At 70.1% G+C, this 19,693-nt stretch carries 18 protein-coding genes and 2 tRNA genes; 12 read left to right on the forward strand and 8 right to left on the reverse strand.

Annotated features, from left to right (window positions below):
• Window positions 1-681 (forward strand): AIM24 family protein, encoded by a 681-nt coding sequence (locus OG788_RS29540; protein ID WP_266762527.1) that lies wholly within the window; start codon window positions 1-3, stop codon window positions 679-681.
• 16 nt (window positions 682-697) lie between these two features.
• The gene (locus tag OG788_RS29545) at window positions 698-1,453 is read left to right on the forward strand and encodes an AIM24 family protein (RefSeq protein WP_351551494.1); all 756 of its coding nucleotides are present in this window, start codon (window positions 698-700) and stop codon (window positions 1,451-1,453) included.
• A gap of 99 nt (window positions 1,454-1,552) precedes the next feature.
• Here the strand turns inward: OG788_RS29545 and OG788_RS29550 are convergent, their stop codons facing one another.
• Complete coding sequence (locus tag OG788_RS29550) at window positions 1,553-2,074, reverse strand: NUDIX hydrolase (protein ID WP_406374414.1); 522 nt, start codon at window positions 2,072-2,074, stop codon at window positions 1,553-1,555.
• On the reverse strand, window positions 2,071-3,504 hold the full coding sequence (locus tag OG788_RS29555) for a zinc-dependent metalloprotease (protein ID WP_406374415.1): 1,434 nt from the start codon (window positions 3,502-3,504) through the stop codon (window positions 2,071-2,073). Before OG788_RS29555 ends, OG788_RS29550 begins: the two co-directional genes overlap by 4 nt.
• Window positions 3,505-3,693: 189 nt before the next feature.
• Here OG788_RS29555 and OG788_RS29560 point away from each other — a divergent pair, with 189 nt between their 5' ends.
• The 4 genes from OG788_RS29560 to OG788_RS29575 all read left to right on the forward strand — a co-directional run bounded on the left by OG788_RS29560 (window position 3,694) and on the right by OG788_RS29575 (window position 7,454).
• Window positions 3,694-4,809, forward strand: coding sequence for an SDR family oxidoreductase (locus tag OG788_RS29560; protein WP_406374416.1), 1,116 nt, complete (start codon window positions 3,694-3,696; stop codon window positions 4,807-4,809).
• 548 nt (window positions 4,810-5,357) lie between these two features.
• On the forward strand, window positions 5,358-5,819 hold the full coding sequence (locus tag OG788_RS29565; RefSeq protein ID WP_356461250.1) for a molybdenum cofactor biosynthesis protein MoaE: 462 nt from the start codon (window positions 5,358-5,360) through the stop codon (window positions 5,817-5,819).
• 150 nt (window positions 5,820-5,969) lie between these two features.
• Window positions 5,970-6,155: a hypothetical protein gene (locus OG788_RS29570; protein ID WP_351557440.1), complete on the forward strand. Its 186-nt coding sequence runs from the start codon at window positions 5,970-5,972 to the stop codon at window positions 6,153-6,155.
• A gap of 201 nt (window positions 6,156-6,356) precedes the next feature.
• Window positions 6,357-7,454: a PDZ domain-containing protein gene (locus OG788_RS29575; RefSeq protein ID WP_406374417.1), complete on the forward strand. Its 1,098-nt coding sequence runs from the start codon at window positions 6,357-6,359 to the stop codon at window positions 7,452-7,454.
• 72 nt (window positions 7,455-7,526) lie between these two features.
• On the opposite strand, the gene OG788_RS29580 is transcribed toward OG788_RS29575, so the two are convergent.
• Window positions 7,527-8,069: a PPA1309 family protein gene (locus tag OG788_RS29580; protein ID WP_406374418.1), complete on the reverse strand. Its 543-nt coding sequence runs from the start codon at window positions 8,067-8,069 to the stop codon at window positions 7,527-7,529.
• Window positions 8,070-8,231: 162 nt separating this feature from the next.
• On the opposite strand from OG788_RS29580, the gene OG788_RS29585 reads away from it, so the two are divergent.
• The 4 genes from OG788_RS29585 to OG788_RS29600 all read left to right on the forward strand — a co-directional run bounded on the left by OG788_RS29585 (window position 8,232) and on the right by OG788_RS29600 (window position 13,811).
• Window positions 8,232-11,219, forward strand: a complete 2,988-nt coding sequence (locus OG788_RS29585; RefSeq protein WP_406376881.1) for a UPF0182 family protein — start codon at window positions 8,232-8,234, stop codon at window positions 11,217-11,219.
• A 42-nt stretch (window positions 11,220-11,261) separates the two neighbouring features.
• A tRNA-Met gene (locus OG788_RS29590) sits at window positions 11,262-11,335 on the forward strand.
• A gap of 228 nt (window positions 11,336-11,563) precedes the next feature.
• A complete protein-coding gene (locus OG788_RS29595) occupies window positions 11,564-13,414 on the forward strand; it encodes a sel1 repeat family protein (protein ID WP_406374419.1) in 1,851 nt (616 codons plus the stop codon).
• A gap of 323 nt (window positions 13,415-13,737) precedes the next feature.
• Window positions 13,738-13,811: transfer RNA gene (locus tag OG788_RS29600), tRNA-Met, on the forward strand.
• 194 nt (window positions 13,812-14,005) lie between these two features.
• On the opposite strand, the gene OG788_RS29605 is transcribed toward OG788_RS29600, so the two are convergent.
• Window positions 14,006-14,431, reverse strand: coding sequence for a Fur family transcriptional regulator (locus tag OG788_RS29605; protein ID WP_266762544.1), 426 nt, complete (start codon window positions 14,429-14,431; stop codon window positions 14,006-14,008).
• Between the two features lie 140 nt (window positions 14,432-14,571).
• On the opposite strand from OG788_RS29605, the gene OG788_RS29610 reads away from it, so the two are divergent.
• Window positions 14,572-16,023 (forward strand): catalase, encoded by a 1,452-nt coding sequence (locus tag OG788_RS29610; RefSeq protein ID WP_406374420.1) that lies wholly within the window; start codon window positions 14,572-14,574, stop codon window positions 16,021-16,023.
• Between the two features lie 94 nt (window positions 16,024-16,117).
• Here OG788_RS29610 and OG788_RS29615 read toward each other — a convergent pair whose 3' ends face one another.
• The 3 genes from OG788_RS29615 to hisN all read right to left on the reverse strand — a co-directional run bounded on the left by OG788_RS29615 (window position 16,118) and on the right by hisN (window position 18,415).
• Complete coding sequence (locus OG788_RS29615; protein ID WP_351555011.1) at window positions 16,118-16,510, reverse strand: CBS domain-containing protein; 393 nt, start codon at window positions 16,508-16,510, stop codon at window positions 16,118-16,120.
• A gap of 393 nt (window positions 16,511-16,903) precedes the next feature.
• A complete protein-coding gene (locus OG788_RS29620) occupies window positions 16,904-17,410 on the reverse strand; it encodes a hypothetical protein (protein WP_406374421.1) in 507 nt (168 codons plus the stop codon).
• A 204-nt stretch (window positions 17,411-17,614) separates the two neighbouring features.
• Complete coding sequence (gene hisN / locus OG788_RS29625; protein WP_356758895.1) at window positions 17,615-18,415, reverse strand: histidinol-phosphatase; 801 nt, start codon at window positions 18,413-18,415, stop codon at window positions 17,615-17,617.
• Between the two features lie 235 nt (window positions 18,416-18,650).
• Here hisN and OG788_RS29630 point away from each other — a divergent pair, with 235 nt between their 5' ends.
• A complete protein-coding gene (locus tag OG788_RS29630; protein ID WP_406374422.1) occupies window positions 18,651-19,259 on the forward strand; it encodes a TetR/AcrR family transcriptional regulator in 609 nt (202 codons plus the stop codon).
• 17 nt (window positions 19,260-19,276) lie between these two features.
• Here OG788_RS29630 and OG788_RS29635 read toward each other — a convergent pair whose 3' ends face one another.
• On the reverse strand, window positions 19,277-19,600 hold the full coding sequence (locus OG788_RS29635) for a multidrug efflux SMR transporter (protein WP_351555023.1): 324 nt from the start codon (window positions 19,598-19,600) through the stop codon (window positions 19,277-19,279).
• Window positions 19,601-19,693: the final 93 nt, after the last annotated feature.

The following is a 19,693-nucleotide window of genomic DNA, read 5'->3' on the forward strand; positions in this document are numbered from 1 at the left end:
ATGAACCAGCCATTCGCGGGCTTTGCCCCGACACCCGTCACCACGCGCATGGAGAACCACGGCAATCACATGCTGAAGGTCGCCATGCAGACCGGGAACGACCTCCTCGCGCGCGTGGGGTCGATGGTCGCCTACGAAGGGTTCGTCCAGTACGAGCCCAATCCGCCCGCCGTCCGCCAGATCGCACGCGACTGGATGACCGGGGAGGGCGCTCCCCTCATGAAGTGCTCCGGCGACGGCCTGCTCTACCTCGCCGACTACGGGGCGAACGTCGTCGTCATCAACCTCAACGGGGACGCGATCTCCGTCAACGCGACGAATCTGCTCGCCTTCGACGCTCACCTCACGTGGGGCGTGGAGCGCGTGAAGGGGCTCGCCAAGTTCGCCGGACAGGGTCTGTGGAACACCAAGATCTCCGGTCAGGGCTGGGTCGCGCTGACGTCCCGGGGCAAGCCGATCGTCGTCGACTGCGGCGGCGGTGAGGACGAGACGTACGTCGACCCGGACGCGCTCGTCGCCTGGTCCCCGAACCTCAAGGTGAAGGGCAAGCGCAGCTTCAAGGCGCAGTCGCTGATCGGACGCGGCAGCGGCGAGGCGTACCAGATGGCGTTCTCCGGGCAGGGCATCGTCGTCGTCCAGCCCAGCGAGGACAGCACCGACCGCCTTCGAGTCCGGGGCTGAGGGGGAGCAGGACACCATGCAGAGCCCGCTTTTCGGCTACAACGAGCAGCAGACCCAGGACCGCTACAGCCTGCAGAACTCGCAGATGCTGCGCGTCGTCCTGGAGGGTCACGACGACATCCTCGCCCGCAAGGGCACCATGGTCGCGTACCAGGGTCTCGTCGAGTTCGACGCCGAGTACCAGAACAACGGCCAGCGCCGCTCGCGTGCGCACACCGGCGAGGGCCTCGACCTGATGCGCTGCCACGGGCAGGGCACGGTCTACCTCGCCAACCTCGGCCAGCACGTGCACGTGGTCGACATCGAGCAGGACGGCCTCACCGTCGACAGCAGCTATGTGCTGGCGATGGACTCCGGTCTGCACCACGAGGTCATCGCCGTGGACAGCCAGTACGGCATCTCCGGTTCCGGCAAGTACCAGCTCAACATCACGGGACGCGGCAAGGTCGCGCTGATGACCTCCGGGATGCCGCTGATGATGCAGGTCACACCGGACAAGTACGTCAACTGCGACGCCGACGCGATCGTCGCGTGGTCCACCGGTCTGCGGGTGCAGATGCAGGCCCAGACCCACTCCTCCGGAGTGTGGCGGCGCCGCGGCAACACCGGTGAGGGCTGGGAGCTCAGCTTCATGGGCAGCGGTTACGCGCTCATCCAGCCCAGCGAACTCCTGCCGCCGCAGAACGCGGTGATCGGCCAGGGGGTGCGCGCCCAGTACGGCATGGGCCAGCACGGCGCCCACGCGCAGAACCAGGGCAACGTCTGGAGTTGACCGTACGGCCGTTCGGGAAATGACGGCCCGCGAGCAGACGTAAGGGGCGACCGCCCATGGCGGTCGCCCCTTACACGTCGGTCGGTCGCCTCGCGGCGGTCACAGCCGTGCGCGGGCCCCTTCCAGCAGACGTACGACCGAGTCGTCGGCCACCTCGGCGACCTCGTCGTACGCGAACCAGCGCAGGTCGAGGGACTCGTCGCTGATGGCCTCGACGGCGTCGACCGGGGCGAGGGCGGCGTACTGGACGTCCAGATGCCAGTGGCACGGCGCCGGGATGGCGTGCCGGTCCAGGGTCACGGGGCCGCCGGGCGCCAGGGTCAGACCCTGGATGCCCGACTCCTCGGTCGCCTCGCGCAGGGCCGCCTCGGCCAGGGTCGAGTCGCCCGGCTCGCAGTGACCGCCCATCTGGAGCCACATCTGGAGCTTGCGGTGCAGCGTCAGCAGAACGCGGCCCCGCGTCGGGTCGATCACCAGGGCGCTCGCCGTGACGTGCCCGGCGTGGCACGACTTCCACATGCCGTCCGGATGCTCGGACAGATGGTCGAGATAGACCTGGCGCAGCTCGTCCTGGTCCTCGTGGTTCTTCAGCACGAGGACCGCGTCGTCGTACAGGCTCACTCGGTGCCGTCGCCCTTGTCGGTGTCCTCGGAGTCGTCGTCCTTCTTCAGGTTCGGCTTCTCGGTGGCGGTGCCGCTCGCGGCCTCGCCGAGCATCTTGTCGAGCTCGGAGAAGTCCAGGTGCTCGCGGTGGACGAAGCCGTCCGGGTCGTCCAGGTCGGACGCGGTCGGCAGCATGTCCGGGTGGGCCCACAGGCCGTCCCGGCCGTCCACACCGCGCGCGTCGGTGAGGGAGGCCCACAGCCGCGAGGCGTCCCGCAGTCGGCGCGGGCGCAGCTGGAGGCCGATCAGCGTGGCGAACGTCTGCTCGGCGGGACCGCCCGTGGCGCGGCGGCGGCGCAGTGTCTCGCGCAGCGCGTCGGCCGACGAGAGCCGCGGCTTGGCCGCCGAGTGGACGACCGCGTCCACCCAGCCCTCGACCAGCGCGAGCGCCGTCTCCAGGCGGGCCAGCGCGGCCTTCTGCTCCGGCGTGTCCTCCGGCTGGAACATGCCCTGCTGGAGGGCCTGCTGAAGCTCCTCCGGGTTCTGCGGGTCGAACTGGCCGACCACGTCCTCCAGCTTCGCGGTGTCGACCTTGATCCCGCGCGCGTACCCCTCGACAGCGCCGAACAGGTGGGAGCGCAGCCACGGCACGTGCGCGAAGAGGCGCTGGTGGGCGGCCTCGCGCAGGGCGAGGTAGAGCCGCACCTCCTCCTGGGGGACGCTCAGGTCCTTGCCGAACGACTCGATGTTCAGCGGCAGCAGCGCGGCCTTGCCGGCCGGGCCGAGCGGCAGACCGATGTCGGACGAGCCGACGACCTCGCCCGCGAGCACGCCCACGGCCTGTCCGATCTGCGTGCCGAACATGGCGCCGCCCATGGACCGCATCATGCCGATGAGCGGGCCCGCCATGGCCTGCATCTCCTCCGGCAGGACGTCGCCCATGGCCGCGCCGACACGCTCGGCGACCGGGTCCACGAGCTCCTTCCACACGGGCAGGGTCGCCTCGACCCACTCCGCCCGGCTCCACGCCAGCGCGGAGCCCGCGCCGGAGGGCAGGGAGGTCGCGTCGTCCAGCCACAGATCGGCCAGCCGCACGGCCTCCTCGACCGCCAGCCGCTCGGCGGGGCCGACGCTCGCGTCCTTGGTGCCGTCAGAGGTGCCCTGGGCGACCGTCTGCCGGGCAATCTGCTTGGCCATGTCCCAATTCACCGGACCACCCTCGTACGAGAGCATCTGGCCCAGTTGCTGGAACGCGGCGCCCAGGTCGTTGGGGTTCATGGAACCGAACATGGCTGCGAGCGGATTGTCGGCTCCGGGGCCACCGGCTCCGGGCAGCCCGAAACCGAACGGTCCCTGACCACCACCGCCCTGCTGGTCCTTCTTCTTGCCCTCGTCGCCGTTCTCCGGCTCCTCCGGCGGAAGGCCGAATCCGAATGGGGTGTCACTCACGGGATTCCTCGGCTGGTAAGGCCGCCGGTTCGTTCCGACGGCGGCTGCCCACAACACCACCCAGCGTAGACACCTGAACCCGATCGGGCCTCGGTGCTTCGCCGACTCGTCGCCTGCGGCAGGATGGATGCCACCTGGTACGGGCGCGTCACGCGCGTCCATACTGAAGACAACCGCTGGAGACGCCCGGTGAGTTCCCCAGATCCGCAGGTTCGCGCAGCGCGAAACCACTCAACCAGCCCAGCCTCGCGCGGCCCCGTCGTCGCGGTCACCGGCGCCGCGGCCGGTGTGGGTGCTCTGCTCACCGAGCGGCTGGCCGCCAGCGAGGAGATCAAGCAGGTCGTCGCGATCGACGAGCGGCGCGGCGAGTGCGCCGACGCCCAGTGGCACATCCTGGACGTCCGCGACCCGGCGATCGCCGAGAAGCTGCGCGGCGCGGACGTCGTGGTGCATCTCGCGCTCGACCTCGATCTGGAGACGGACGCGGCGGCCCGGACGGCGTACAACGTCCGGGGGACGCAGACCGTGCTCACCGCCGCCGCGGCGGCCGGGGTCCACCGTGTCGTGCTGTGCACCTCGGCGATGGTCTACGGGGCGCTGCCCGACAACGAGCTGCCCCTCGCCGAGGACGCCGAACTGCGGGCGACGGCCGAGGCGACGGGGGTCGGTGACCTCCTGGAGATCGAGCGGCTCGCGCGTCGTGCCCCGCGGGCGCACCCGGGCCTGAACGTGACCGTCGTACGGCCCGGGGTACTGGTCGGCGGCGGCACCGACACCGCGCTGACCAGGTACTTCGAGTCTCCCCGGCTGCTGGTCGTGGCGGGGTCGAGGCCCGCCTGGCAGTTCTGCCACGTCGAGGATCTGTGCAGCGCGCTGGAGTACGCGGTCGTCGAGAAGGTGGAGGGCGAGCTGGCCGTCGGCTGCGACGGGTGGCTGGAGCAGGAGGAGGTGGAGGAGCTGAGCGGGATCCGGCGGATGGAACTGCCGTCCGCGGTCGCGCTGGGCGCCGCCGCCCGGCTTCACCGGATCGGGCTCACTCCCTCGCCCGCGGGGGACCTCGCCTACACGATGTACCCCTGGGTGGTGAGCGGGAGCCGGCTGCACGACGCCGGATGGCGGCCGCAGTGGACCAACGAGGAGGTCCTGGCGCAGCTGCTGGAGGAGGTTGCCGGGCGGCACACGGTGGTGGGCCGGCGGCTGGGACGCAAGGACGCGACCGCGGCGGGCGCGGCCGGCGCGACGGTGGCCCTGCTCGGCGCGGCCGCGGTGGTCCGGCGCGCGCGGAAGGCCCGTCGTCGGATCTGAGGCCACGGCCGTGCGATGCCGTGGCGGTCTGCGGTCTGCGGTCTGCGGTCTGCGGTCTGCGGTCTCCGGACTGCGGTCTGCGGCCCGGCGCGGCGTGCGGCGGCGGGACGTGCGGGAGGGTGACGGCGCGGCGAGGGTCGCACGGTCCGGGCCGGTTCCGGGGCTGCGGGCCTGTTCCGGGCCGTGCCGTGGGGTCGGCCCGCCCTGTGGGCCGGGCGGGGCCGGGCTGTGGAGCCGAGTCCGTCGGAACGGTCACGGACCGGTCTGCGCCGTTGAGCCTTGTGGGTGTCGGTCACGGTCCGAGCCGGGGGATCACGTCCCGGGGGCCGGTGCCGGGCCTCACTGCGAAGGCCGGTCCGCTCCGGGGGCCGGGCAGGGGCCGGCTTGAGTGACGGGCCCCGGGCGGGGAGCGAAGGCGAGCGTCGTGCGCGTCACGGACGGGCTCGTGGAGTCGGGGCCGGCACTGTAGGAGGCTCCAAAGCCGTACGCGTGCGTGCCGGGTGAAAACCGTATTCCACGCTGTCGGCGGGGTGCGGCACGATGGAGCCATGGCACCTACCTATGACCATCCCGGTGAGCAGGCCGCGCAGGATCCGATCCGGCTGCTCGCGATCCGCGACGAACCGCTCTCCCTGGACGAGGTCTTCAAGGCCGTGGGCGACGACGCCGCAGGGGGGACCGCGTTGTTCGTGGGGACCGTGCGCAATCACGACGGAGGCGCCGACGTCGACGAGCTGGGGTACTCGTGCCACCCCAGTGCCGAGGCGGAGATGCGGCGGGTCGCGGAGAAGGTGGTCGCCGCGTATCCGGTGCGGGCGCTGGCGGCCGTTCACCGGGTGGGTGACCTGGTCGTCGGGGACCTGGCCGTCGTTGTCGCCGTGTCGTGCGCGCACCGGGGCGAGGCCTTCGAGGCCTGCCGCAAGCTCATCGACGATCTCAAGCACGAGGTGCCGATCTGGAAGCACCAGAAGTTCTCCGACGGGTCGCAGGAGTGGGTCGGCGCCTGCTGAGACGGGCGGGATTCTCCGCCGCTGAGGACCGGCCTGTTTCGCCCTCCTCTTCCGGTTGCGTAACCGGGGCCCTGCCGTGAGCGTTAACACTGCGGATGGTTAATCTGCTGATCAGTCAGTTGCGGTCGCTCATGGGGTTGGGAGGTCGACATGGCGGCGCTTGCCTGGTTGCTGATTCCGTTTATGGCCGCGATCGGTGCCGGACTGTGGGGCAGTTGGGCCGGCCGGAATCGCAAGGCCGCGGGAGACGGTGTCGAGCTCGCCGGATACACGCGCTTCCGTGAGGCCATGGAGCGCTCCGACGTCCGGGAGAAGTCCCCCTCCGACGCGGTGTGAGATCCCCGGTCCGCCTCCGCGGCCGTGCGGTGCCCGCGGGTGCGCGGCCGAGGCGGTCCGAGGTTCCCGGCAGGCATCGCGCGGAACGCTTCGGGCCCCTGTCGGAAAGCGGGCGACCGTGCCTCGTGGGCGGGCTCGGGCAGCACCACGTACGGACGGCCCCGACGGTGCGCTTACAGCACCGTCCCGTACTGTCGTTCCATGCCACGCCGCACCGCGACGATGCTCGCCTCCACTCTGATCCTGATCGCGCTCCTGTGCGCGGGAGTGTTCATCAAAGTGCCGTACTCGGAGATGTCACCGGGTCCCACGGTGAACACACTGGGTGACCACGACGGCGAGCCGGTGCTGCAGATCTCCGGGCGCAAGACGTATCCGACGACCGGGCACCTGAACATGACCACGGTCCGGGTCACCAGCGCCGACTACAACATGAACCTCGTCGAGGCCGTGTACGGATGGCTGGCGCACGACAACAAGATCGTGCCGCACGACACCCTCTACCCGGACGGCAAGACCGAGGAGCAGTCGACGCAGGAGAACGCCGAGGAGTTCAGCCAGTCCCAGGAGAGCGCCAAGGTGGCCGCCCTGAAGGAACTGGACATCCCGGTGAAGTCCTGGGTGATCGTCTCCACCGTCCTCAAGGGCTCCCCGGCCGAAGGACGGCTGCACGCCGGTGACGTCATCAAGGCCGTCGACGGAACGACGGTGAAGGCGCCCGACGACGTCGCGAAGCTGGTCACCAAGCACAAGCCCGGTGACAAGGTCGCCTTCACGATCGTGCCCGCCAAGGAACAGGCCGCCGCCGAGAAGGAGAACACGACGGCGACCGGGACCAAGCAAGTGACGATCACCACGGCCAAGTCCGACGACAGCGGCAGCGACCGCGCCATCGTCGGGATCTCGGCCGGGACCGACCACACGTTCCCGTTCACCGTCGACATCAAGCTCGCCGACGTCGGCGGCCCGAGCGCGGGTCTGATGTTCGCGCTCGGCATCGTGGACAAGCTCACTCCGGGGAACCTCACCGGAGGCAAGTTCGTGGCGGGCACCGGCACCATCGACGACGACGGCAAGGTCGGCCCGATCGGTGGCATCGAGATGAAGACCGTCGGCGCGCGCGACAAGGGCGCCCAGTACTTCCTGACGCCCAAGGACAACTGCGCGGCCGCGGCCAAGGACACCCCCAGCGGGCTCACGCTCGTCAAGGTCGACACCATCGACGACGCGATGGGCGCCCTCAAGGACATCAGCGCGGGCCGGACCTCCGACCTGCCCACGTGCGCCACCAAGGGCTGACGGACACCGCTTTTCCGCGGACGGGGGCGCCTCTCGGCACGAGGGGCGCCCTCAGCCACGTACGACAGCCGGTCAGTCCGCGAACGTCGCCGACAGCGCCTCCGCGAGGCCCGGTACCAGGCCGCCTCCCGTCAGCACCTCCGTCGACGCGTCCTTCTCGCGCAGCCGCAGCGCGGAGTCGCGGGTGCCGTCACGCAGGACGCCGACCGTCATCCGTACCTCCTGACGGTCCGGGTGCGCGGCGACCCACTGCGTGAGCTTCTTTCCGCTGAGACCCTCCGGGACCGAGGCCTCCGCGGACGGCGGCAGCATCAGCCGCTCCACCGTGAGCGCGCAGCCGACCACGGCGTCGGGCCAGGCGATCGTGCCGAGGAACTCGTCCAGCGGCTTTCCGGCAGGGATCTCGTCCTGCTCGATGGGGGTGAGACCGATGGTCGCCTGCTCGTCCTCCAGGCCGAGCTGGGCGGCGAGGCCGGGTTCCTGGACCCGCAGCCGTGCGGTGTCTACGAGGGCGAAGAGGCGAGCGGGCTGGTCCCAGCCGAGGCCGGAGGCGTACTCGTCGATCTCGAGTACGGCCCGGGTGAGCGGGTTCGCTGCCATGGGAGTGTTGGACATGGTCACAATCCTGCCTCGTTCGTACCCGGAATCGGGAACCGAGTAAAGCGTGAGTAAGTTGCATAGATGAGGCTCCTCGATCACGGAGCCTTACGGACGGCCACCGACACGGGGGCCTGACGGATCAACAGCGACTTCGAGGTGCGCACCTTGGCTTTCCAGATGCCGGACCGCGGCGGAGGCCCGTCGGGGCCACGGATCAGAGTGGGCCGACCGTCCCGGCGTGTCCGGACCCTGCTCATGACACTGGGCGTGCTGGCCGTGCTGGCCATGACGTTCGTCATGTTCGCGGGGTTCTGGACGGACTGGCTCTGGTACCGATCGGTTCACTACTCGTCGGTCTTCACCACCACGCTGTGGACCAAGATAGGGCTCTTCTTCGTCTTCGGTCTGCTGATGGCGGCCGCGGTGGGCTTCAACATCTGGCTGGCACACCGGCTGCGCCCGCCGCTGAGCGCCATGTCGATGGAGCAGCAGAGCCTCGACCGGTACCGCATGGGCATCGCGCCCTACAAGAGGTGGCTGCTGCTCGCGATCACGTCCCTGGTGGGGCTGATCGCCGGCGCGTCCGCCTCGGGCCAGTGGCGCACGTGGCTGATGTGGGTGAACGGAGTGCCCTTCCACCAGAAGGACCCCCAGTTCCACCTCGACGTCTCGTTCTACGCCTTCGACCTGCCCTGGTACCGGTTCCTGCTCGGCTTCGGCTTCGCCGCCGCGGTTCTCTCGCTGATCGCGGCCGCGCTCACGCACTACCTGTACGGCGGTCTGCGGATCACCAGCCCGGGAGCGCGTGCCACGGCCGCGGCCACCGGACACCTCTCGGTGCTTCTCGGCCTCTTCGTCGCCCTGAAGGCGGTCGCCTACTGGCTCGACCGGTACGGGCTCGCGGTGAAGTCCAGTGACTTCAAGGCGACCGGAAACTGGACGGGCCTGAGGTACGTCGACGCGAACGCCTATCTGCCCGCCAAGACGATCCTGTTCTGCATCGCCGTCATCTGCGCGCTGCTCTTCTTCGCCACGCTGTGGCGGCGCACCTGGCAGCTGCCCGTCATCGGCTTCGGTCTGATGGTGCTCTCGGCGATCCTCATCGGCGGTCTGTACCCCGCGATCGTCCAGAAGTTCCAGGTCCAGCCGAACGAGCAGGCCAAGGAATCGCCGTACGTCGAGAAGAACCTCAAGGCGACCCGCGAGGCGTACGGGATCGACGGCACCGACGTGCAGAACTACCCGGGGCTGAGCGACACCAAGGACAAGGCCAAGCTCCGCTCCGACGCCGACACCGCCGCCAGCATCCGGCTGATGGACCCGAACATCGTGTCGCCGACGTTCCAGCAGCTCCAGCAGGTGCGGAACTACTACGGCTTCCCGTCGAACCTGGACGTCGACCGGTACACCAAGGACGGCAAGGACCAGGACACGGTCATCGGTCTGCGCGAGCTGAACCTCGCGGGCATCCCCAAGAACAACTGGATCAACGACCACTTCCGGTACACGCACGGATACGGCGCCGTCGCGGCCAAGGGCACCACGGCCGACGACGAGGGTCGACCGGTCTTCACCGAGTACGACCTGCCGTCCAAGGGCGACCTGGGCTCGTACCAGCAGCAGATCTACTACGGCGAGAAGACCACCCAGTACTCGATCGTCGGCGGTCCCCAGAAGGAGATCGACTACTCCGACGACAGCGGTGAGAAGACCACCAGCTACAAGGGCAAGAGCGGCATCAGCCTCTCCAGCCCGGTCAACCGCGCCGCGTACGCGGTGGCGTTCGGCGAGCCGCAGATCCTGTACTCGGGCGCGATCGGCGAGGGTTCGCGGATTCTCTACAACCGCACGCCCAAGGAGCGGGTCGAGGCGGTGGCCCCCTGGCTGACCATCGACGGTGACGCCTATCCGGCGGTCGTCGACGGAAAGATCCAGTGGATCGTCGACGCGTACACCACCACCAACGGCTATCCGTACGCCTCGCGCACCACGCTCGGCGACACCACGGCGGACTCGCTGACGGCGGCCAACAACCAGCGTGCGGTGGTGGCCCAGCAGAACCAGGTCAACTACATCCGCAACTCGGTGAAGGCGACCGTCGACGCGTACACCGGCGACGTCAAGCTCTACCAGTGGGACACCGAGGACCCGGTCCTGAAGACCTGGATGAAGGCGTTCCCGAACACGGTGAAGGCGAAGAGTTCGATCTCGCCGGCGCTGATGGCTCATCTGCGGTATCCGCAGGACCTGTTCAAGGTCCAGCGTGAACTGCTCACCCGCTACCACGTGAAGGACGCCCAGACGTTCCTGAGCGGCAGCGAGGTGTGGCAGGTCCCGGACGACCCGACCAACAGGTCAGGCAGCGCGGTGCCGCCGTACTACCTGAGCATGAAGCTGCCGGGGAAGACGTCACAGGCGTTCTCGCTGACGACGACGATGACACCGAACGGCCGTGACAACCTGAGCGCCTTCGTGTCGGTCAACGCCGAGGCGGGGACACCCGGTTACGGCAAGATCAACATTCTGAAACTGCCGACCGGCAGAACGGTCGACGGACCGAAACGGGTGCAGAGCCAGTTCAACTCCGAGCCGTCCATCGCCGAGTCCATCAGGCTCCTCAGAGGCGGCGACTCGGAGGTCGAGTACGGCAACCTGCTGACCGTGCCGCTCGACGACGGACTGCTCTACGTGGAACCGGTCTACGTCCGCGGTGGCGATCTCAAGTACCCACTGCTGCGCAAGGTGTTGGTGACGTACGGAGGCAGCACCGCGTTCGAGGACACCTTGGACAAGGCGCTCAACGTGGTCTTCGGGGCGGAGAGTTCGACCACGCCGCCACCCGACGAGGGCACCAAGAATCCGCCCACGTCCAGCAACCCGACGGTCCAGGACGCGCTCGACGACGCCCAGAAGGCCTTCGACCAGGGGCAGGAAGCCCTCAAGAAGGGCGACTGGAAGGCGTACGGCGAGGCGCAGAAGGATCTTGAGGACGCGCTGAAGCGGGCCGAGGACGCACAGGCCAAGGCCGGCGGCAACGCGGGCGCCGACAAGACGACCGACAAGACGACCGACAAGTCGGCGGACAAGTCGGCGGACAAGAACGCCGACAAGAGCAGCAGCCCCAGCAGCAGCCCGAGCAGCGAGAAGAGCCCAGGAAGCGGCTGATCAGGAGCCACCCCGCGCCGTGGTACGGTTGCAACACAACGGCGCGGGGTGGAGCAGCTCGGTAGCTCGCTGGGCTCATAACCCAGAGGTCGCAGGTTCAAATCCTGTCCCCGCTACTGAAGTCGAAGGCCCGGATCCAGATCATGGATCCGGGCCTTCGACGTGTGTGACGCCACGCCGGGGCGCCCCGGTGACCTGGCGACTCGTGTGAAGTGCTGCGACATGCGAGGGGAGTTGGGCGATCTGTGTTTGACTTGTCTCTCTGTGGGCATGTCGACAAAACGCTGAAGTGACCTCACTGGCTGCGGTATACCAGGTGTACCCAGGTTGCAGGTGGTGCGACGATGGACGTTATGGGGGACAAGGCAACTCTGTTGGATACAGGGCGGTTTGCGCAGCCTGCCGACTTTGTGCAGCCTGCGGATCTCACGCAGCCTTCCGACCGGGACGAGACCGGCGAGGCTGCCGAGGAGGCGCGCCAGTGGTCGGCCGCCGAAGCCGGCGACGTCGAGGCGATGAGCGTCCTCGGAGCCCTGTTGCTGCGCCGCGGTGATCTCGACGCGGCCGAACCCCACTTGCGCGCGGCCACCGCCGCCGGTGACCGCGCGGCCGCCAACAATCTGGGTGTCCTCCTCCATCAGCGCGGATACGCGGAGGAGGCCGCCGGGTGGTGGCGGATCGCCGCCGTCGCCGGTAGCGCTGCCGCCGCGCACGCGCTCGGCCGGTACCACCGCGAGCGCGGCGACGAGCCCGCCGCCGAGTACTGGCTGCGCCAGTCCGCCGAGCAGGGCCACGCCCTCGGCGCGTACGCGCTCGCCGATCTGCTGGAGCACCGCAGTGACGTGGGGGCCGAGCAGTGGATGCGGGCCGCCGCCGAGCGAGGGCACCGCGAGGCCGCGTACCGGCTGGCCCGCACGCTTGACCGCAAGGCCCTGGACTCGGGTGAGGCCGTGGGTGACAACGGTGTCATCGGTGCCGCGGGCGAGGACGCCGAGCAGTGGTACCGGCAGGCCGCCGCGCGCGGGCACCGGAGGGCCGCGCTGCACCTCGGGGCGATCCTGGAGAAGCGGGGCCACCTCAAGGAGGCCGGGCGCTGGTATCTGACGTCCGCCAAGGACGGGGAGGCGCGTGCCGCGTGCGCCCTCGGGTTCCTGCTGCGCGACGCCGGGGACCCCGAGAGCGCCGCCGTCTGGTGGCTGAGGGCCGCGCAGGACGGGGACGGGAACGCCGCCAACGCGCTGGGCGCACAGCACGCCGAGCGCGGTGAGACGCAGACCGCCGAGCGGTGGTACCGGGCCGCGATGGACGCGGGGGATGTGAACGGGGCGTACAACCTCGGACTGCTCTGCGCCGAGCAGGGGCGGACCGCGCAGGCCGAGCAGTGGTACCGCAGGGCCGCTTACGCCGGTCATCGGGAGGCCGCGAACGCTCTGGCGATCCTGCTGCTCCAGGTCGGCGACGCGGCCGGAGCCGAGCCGTGGTTCTCCAAGGCGGCGGAGGCCGGGAGCGTGGACGCCGCGTTCAACCTCGGCATCCTGCACGCCGGACGTGCCACCGACAGCGATGACGCCGCCGCGCTGCGGTGGTATGAGCGGGCGGCCGCCGCCGGGCACACGGAGGCGGCGCTCCAGGTCGCCATCGCCCGGCTGCGGGAGGGCGACGAGCCGGCGGCGGAGCGGCATCTGCGGTGCGCCGCGGGAGCGGGCAGCGCCGAGGCCGCGTACAGGCTGGCCGCGGTGCTCGACGCCCGTCGGCCACCGGCGCCCGCGCACGAACTCGGGGAGCCCGCGCAGGAGAAGAGCGAGTGCGAGGAGTGGTACGAGCGGGCGGCGTCCCAGGGGCACCGGCGTGCGCAGGTGCGGGTCGGGATGCTGGCCGCGGCGCGGGGCGACGTGGTGGAGGCGGCCCGCTGGTACCGCGAGGCCGCCGAGGCCGGGTCGCGCAACGGCGCCTTCAACCTCGGGCTGCTGCTGGCCCGGGAGGGGAGCGAGCCGGAGGCGGCGCTGTGGTGGACCCGCGCGGCCGACGCGGGACACGGGCGGGCGGCCCTTCGGCTGGCGCTGGTGTACGCGCGGCGCGGGGAGCTGGCGGAAGGGCAGCGCTGGGCCGACCGGGCCGTGTCCCTGGGACCGGCGGAGGTCTCCGAACGGGCGGCGCGGCTGCGTGACGCCCTGCGGGAGGAACTGTCCGCGTGAGGCGCGGCGGGCGGCGCTCGCGGGGCTCGGCCAGGGCCCTGTCCGGCCTGAGACCCGGGCCGGGCTCCGTTCCGACGTGAGCGCGTCGGCCATGCCCGGCCAGGGCGCCGGGGTCCGGATCGGCGTGGGCGCGTCGGGCGCGCCCTCGGCCGGGCCGGGGTCAGGGCCTGCTCCGGCTTGAGCGTGTGGGCCTCCGCTTCGGCTCCGGCGTGCCGGTGGCCGTCTCGGCCGGGGCAGGCCAAGGCCCCCAGAACTGCCTGCCGGAGTGTTCGATCAAGGGATTTGCGCTGGCCACAGAGTTGACGTACTGTTCAGTTCATCGACGCGGGGTGGAGCAGCTCGGTAGCTCGCTGGGCTCATAACCCAGAGGTCGCAGGTTCAAATCCTGTCCCCGCTACTGAAGGCCGAGGGCCGGAATCCGAAAGGGTTCCGGCCCTCGGTGTATTCCCGGACCGCGGAGCGGAAGCGCTCCGGCGAACGGCGAACGGCGAAGTCGAAGTCGAACGGCGTGCAGCGCACAGCGAATGGCGCACAGCGCACAGCGGAAAGCCCCGGCGCGCGTCGCGTGCCGGGGCTTTCATGTGCGTGCTTCTATGCCGCCGTTGCCGCCGCGCAGTTCGGGCAGACGCCGCGGTACGTCACCTCGACGTCCGAGACCGTGAAGCCGAAGCGCTCCGAGTCGGGGAGGTCGGTGAGCGGGTTGCCGATCGGGTGGACGTCGCGGATCGCGCCGCACTGGGCGCAGACCAGATGGTGGTGCGGCCGGTGCGCGTTCGGGTCGTACCGCTTGGCGCGCTTGTCCGTGGCGACTTCCAGCACCTCGCCGAGCGAGACCAGCTCACCCAGCGTGTTGTAGACGGTCGCCCGGGAGATCTCGGGCAGCTTGGCCACGGCCCGGGCGTGCACCTCGTCGGCCGTCAGATGGACGTGATCGCCGTCGAGGACCTCGGCCACGACACGTCGCTGCGCGGTCATCCGCCATCCACGTCCGCGCAGTCGTTCCAACAGGTCACTCATACAGGTCAGCGTAACAGCAGGTGAACCAGATCCCGAACGGGTGTGACTTTAGAAGCTGGATTGACTTAGACATTGTCTAATGTAGGGTCTGGTTCGTATTGCCGAGGGCCGGACCGGCCTGGACGACGCTGGAGGCGCACGTGACGCAGGGACCGCTTACGACGGAGGCCGGTGCGCCGGTCGCCGACAACCAGAACAGCGAGACCGCGGGTGTCGGCGGCCCCGTCCTCGTACAGGACCAGCACCTGCTGGAGAAGCTCGCGCACTTCAACCGGGAGCGCATTCCGGAGCGGGTCGTCCACGCGCGCGGTGCCGCCGCGTACGGCACCTTCACGGTGACCCGGGATGTCTCGCGGTGGACCCGCGCCGCGTTCCTCTCCGAGGTCGGCAAGCGGACCGAGACCTTCCTGCGCTTCTCGACGGTGGCGGGGAACCTCGGATCCGCGGACGCCGTACGGGACCCCCGCGGCTTCGCGCTGAAGTTCTACACCGAGGAGGGCAACTACGACCTCGTCGGCAACAACACCCCGGTGTTCTTCATCAAGGACGCCATCAAGTTCCCCGACTTCATCCACACGCAGAAGCGCGACCCGTACACGGGCTCCCAGGAGGCCGACAACGTGTGGGACTTCTGGGGGCTGAGCCCGGAGAGTACCCACCAGGTGACCTGGCTCTTCGGTGACCGGGGGATCCCCGCCTCCTACCGGCACCTCAACGGGTACGGCTCGCACACCTACCAGTGGAACAACGAGGCCGGCGAGGTCTTCTGGGTCAAGTACCACTTCAAGACCGACCAGGGCATCAAGAACCTCACCCCGGCCGAGGCCGGCCGGCTCGCCGGTGAGGACCCTGACTCCCACCAGCGCGACCTGCGCGAGGCCATCGAGCGCGGTGACTTCCCGTCCTGGACCGTGCAGGTGCAGATCATGCCGGCGGCCGAGGCGGCGGACTACCGCTTCAACCCGTTCGACCTCACCAAGGTGTGGCCGCACGAGGACTATCCGCCGATCGAGATCGGCAGGCTGGAGCTCGACCGCAACCCGGAGAACATCTTCGCCGAGGTCGAGCAGAGCATTTTTTCCCCGGCGCACTTCGTTCCGGGGATCGGGCCCTCGCCCGACAAGATGCTCCAGGGGCGGCTGTTCGCGTACGGGGACGCGCACCGCTACCGCGTCGGGATCAACGCCGACCATCTGCCGGTGAACCGCCCGCACGCCACCGAGGCGCGCACCCACGCGCGCGACGGCTTCCTGTACGACGGCCGCCACAAGGGCGCGAAGAACTACGAGCCGAACAGCTTCGGCGGCCCCTTCCAGACGGACCGGCCGCTGTGGCAGCCGGTCGCGGTCACCGGTGGCACCGGTGGCACCGCGGCCCCGGTCCACTCCGAGGACGACGACTTCGTGCAGGCGGGCAACCTCTACCGCCTGATGTCCGAGGACGAGAAGGGCCGGCTGATCGAGAACCTGGCGGGCTTCATCGCCAAGGTCTCCCGTGACGACATCGCCGAGCGCGCGATCGACAACTTCCGCCGGGCTGACGGTGACTTCGGGAAGCGACTGGAGGCCGCGGTACGGGCCCTGCGGGGCTGACCGCGGCTGACGGGGCTGACGGGGGTGCCTGCCTGCGGCGGGTGACGGGGTCGGAGTCCCGGGGGCAACCCGGGGCTCCGACCCGCTCGTGTGCTCAGGCCGGTACGTTCTGCCGCGCGGGCGCCCAGCAGCGGATGATGTCGCGCACCGAGACGATGCCGACCGGGCCGCTGCCGTCGAGCACGATCAGGTGCCGGAAGCCGCCGTGCGACATCGCGGACGCGGCCTCCTCCAAGGTCCAGGAGGATGCCGCGAAGACGACGTCGGTGGTGGTGTGGCTGCCTGCGGTCTCGGAGTCCGGGTTCTGGCCGTGGGCGAGGGAGTTGAGGATGTCGCGCTCGGTGAGGATGCCGAGGCCGGAGGAGTCCTCGTCGAGGACCACCGCCGCGCCGACGTGGCGTGCGGACATCAGGCGGGCCGCCTGGCGGAGCGTGTGTGCCGGGCCGATGGTGAGGACCACCGTGCTCATGGCGTCGCGAACGAGCATGGGCTGGAGCCACCTCCTTGGTGATCCGCCGGCTCCTCGGCTCCATGGCGGAGCGCAAAGAGAAGCGGTTCACAAGTTCACAAGTGGGGGAGCTCTCAGGGTCGCAGTTAAAGGGAGGGTCAACAAGGGGGCGTGTGCCGTGAGTTCGGGGGCGCCCGAGGGTTACTCAGCAGCCCCGGGTCGGCCGGTGCTGCTCACACGGCACACTGGTCCCGGCGGTATCGAACGCTTCGGCCGGGGGGTACGGCACCACTTCGTCTCCCGGGCCGGTATGCGCCACGTGCCCGTGAGGCGAGATCCGGTCTCCCGGGCCGGTATGCGCCACGTGCCCGTGAGGCGAGATCCCGTCTCCCGGGCCGGTATGTGCCGCGCGCCCGTGAGGCCGGATTCCGATCACGACATGCCGAACTCCATGACCAGGCTCCCGGTCCGCGCCTCCTCGTTCGTGATCTTCTTCTTCTCGTGCCAACCGACCTTCACCGCGTACGAGTTCGAACCGTCCGGCACCCCCCGCACGGCGATCGGGAAGGTGCACTTCGCGAAGGCGTCGTAGGCGCCGCTTCCGAGCGTCCCGGTCGCGACGACCCGGCCTGCCGAGTCGAAGACGGTCACCAGCGCACCCTTGTCGAGGTCGCCGAAGTCAGGGTCGCCGCTGCAAGGCCCCGAGGCTCCTGAGCTGCCCCCGATCTGCACCTGCCCCACCAGCGTGAATGTCCGGTCGTCCCCGGACCCGGAGAGATTCCATGCCAGGGCGACGGCACCCGAACCGATCACGAGCCCGGCCACCACCGACGCCGCCACGGCGCCCCACAAGCGATTCCCCCGTGGGGGCTGTGCCGGTGCCGGTGCCGACGGTGACGTGGCCGGAGTTGATCTCTCGGCGAGCGTTTCATCAGACATATCCGCAGCATGGCATCGAGCGGCACCACCGTGCGTCACAGTCACATCACGGCCACCGTGCGTACGTCCGTCACCCGGCCCGGCAGGACCGGACCGGCCCGGGGTTCGCCGGCCCGGTCGGCGGCCGTCGGCCTTCTCGCGGCGGCCCCCCGGGAAGAAGGCCGCACAACGCGCAACGGCCGGGCCCGGGTTGACCGGGCGTCACTAGTACCGCTGGTTGAGATAGCCCAGCATCTCGTCGTGGAGCAGGCCGTTCGACGCGGCCGCGTTGCCGCTGTGCGGGCCGGGGCGTCCGTCGAGGCCGGTGAAGGAGCCGCCCGCCTCGGTCACCACGATCGCGGTCGCCGCCATGTCCCAGAGCGACAGCTCGGGTTCGGCGCAGATGTCCACGGAGCCCTCGGCGACCATCATGTAGGGCCAGAAGTCGCCGTAACCGCGGGTGCGCCAGACCGCCTTCGTGAGGTCGAGGAAGCCGTCGAGGCGGCCCTGGTCCTCCCAGCCGGACAGCGAGGAGTACGCGAAGGACGCGTCGCCCATCCGCGAGACGCTGGAGACCCGCAGACGGCTCGCCGAGGACAGGCTGCGGCCGGTGAAGGCGCCGTGCCCCTTCGCCGCCCACCAGCGACGGCCGAGCGCGGGGGCGGAGACGACGCCGACGACCGGCTGGTAGCCGCCCTCGCCCGCCTCCATCAGGGAGATGAGGGTGGCCCAGACGGGGACACCGCGGACGTAGTTCTTGGTGCCGTCGATCGGGTCGATGACCCAGCGGCGCGGGCCCGTGCCCTCGATGCCGTACTCCTCGCCGAGGATCGCGTCGCGCGGCCTGGCCCGCTGGAGCTGGCCGCGGATGAGTTCCTCGGCGGCCTTGTCCGCCTCGCTCACCGGCGTCATGTCCGGCTTGGTCTCGACCTTCAGGTCGAGCGCCTTGAACCGGTCCATCGTCGCGGCGTCGGCGGCGTCCGCCAGGACATGGGCGAGGCGCAGGTCATCGCGATAGTCGGGCATGGGTGAACCGTATCTGCCCGCGTCGGGACGGGGCTACACAGGACGGGGATCATCGTGGGGCCGGCGGCCCGGTGGTCGCGCCGGGCGCTTCCGCCGGGGACGGCGGAGGGGGCTTGCGTCCGGGGCCCGGATGCGTGCGGGTGCGTGCGCGCGCCCTTCGGAGCCGCCGCGAACCCTTGACAGTGCTTCCGTACGCGTCAAATCTTGCTGCAGAGTCGCTCGCCCCAGGGAGGCGATGATGCCCGCAGCTCGAGAATCCCTCTTGGACGCCGCCTACACGGCGCTCGTGCGCCGGGCGTGGTCCGCGGTGCGGATGGTCGATGTGGCCGCCGTGGCCGGGGTGTCACGCCAGACGCTGTACAACGAGTTCGGGAGCAAGGACGGGCTCGCGCGTGCCCTCGTACGGCGGGAGGCCGACGCGTATCTCGCCGGGGTGGACCGGGCCCTGGCCGCCCATACGGACGCGCGGGAGCGGTTGGTCGCGGCCGCCGAATGGACCGCCTCGGCGGCGCGCAGCAACGCGCTGGTGCGGGCGATGCTGACCGGGTGCTGGGGTGAGCGGCTGCCCTCGCCCGCGCTGTCCGCCGTGCCCTCGTCGTCGGTGGTTCCCGCGCAGCGGCGGGCCGACGGGCCGTTGCCCTCGCCCACCGACTTCGTGGCGCTGGTCCGTGACCGAGCGGTCGCCGCCCTCGCCATGTCCAGGGCGGACACCCCCGAGGTCACACGGGCGTGCGAACTGGTGGTCCGGCTCGCGCTGTCGTGGGTCGTGGCGCCGCCCGCGCGGGGAGGGGTCACGGAGCTGGTCAAGACCGCCCTGGCGCCGTCCCAGCGGCTCGGGGTCTGAGGGCCCGGTGCGCGTGATCAGTGCGCCGATCCCGACAGCTGGAGCCCGATGACGCCGATGATGACCAGGCTGATCGAGACGATCTTGAGGACGGAGACCAGGTCGTCGAGGAAGATCATGCCGTAGATGGCGGTGCCCGCCGCGCCGATGCCGGTCCACACCGCGTAGGCCGGACCGACGTCGAGCTTCTTCAGGGAGAGCGTCAGCAGACCGAAGCTGCCGAGGGCGAAGATGCAGAAGGCGACGGTGGGCCAGAGTCTGGTGAAGCCGTGCGAGAGCTTCAGACAGACGGCGAAGCCGGTTTCGAGCAGCCCCGCCACAACGACCAGCAGCCACGCCATGTCGTGTCCTCCCTCATCCGCACGTCGACTGCTTCGGCCGGCCCGGATCCGGCTCGGTGCGATTATGCATTCACCGGCCGGGAGAAGCCCTTA

This window comes from Streptomyces sp. NBC_00647 (genome assembly GCF_045207245.1).
In the GTDB taxonomy this organism is placed as follows: Bacteria; Actinomycetota; Actinomycetes; order Streptomycetales; family Streptomycetaceae; genus Streptomyces.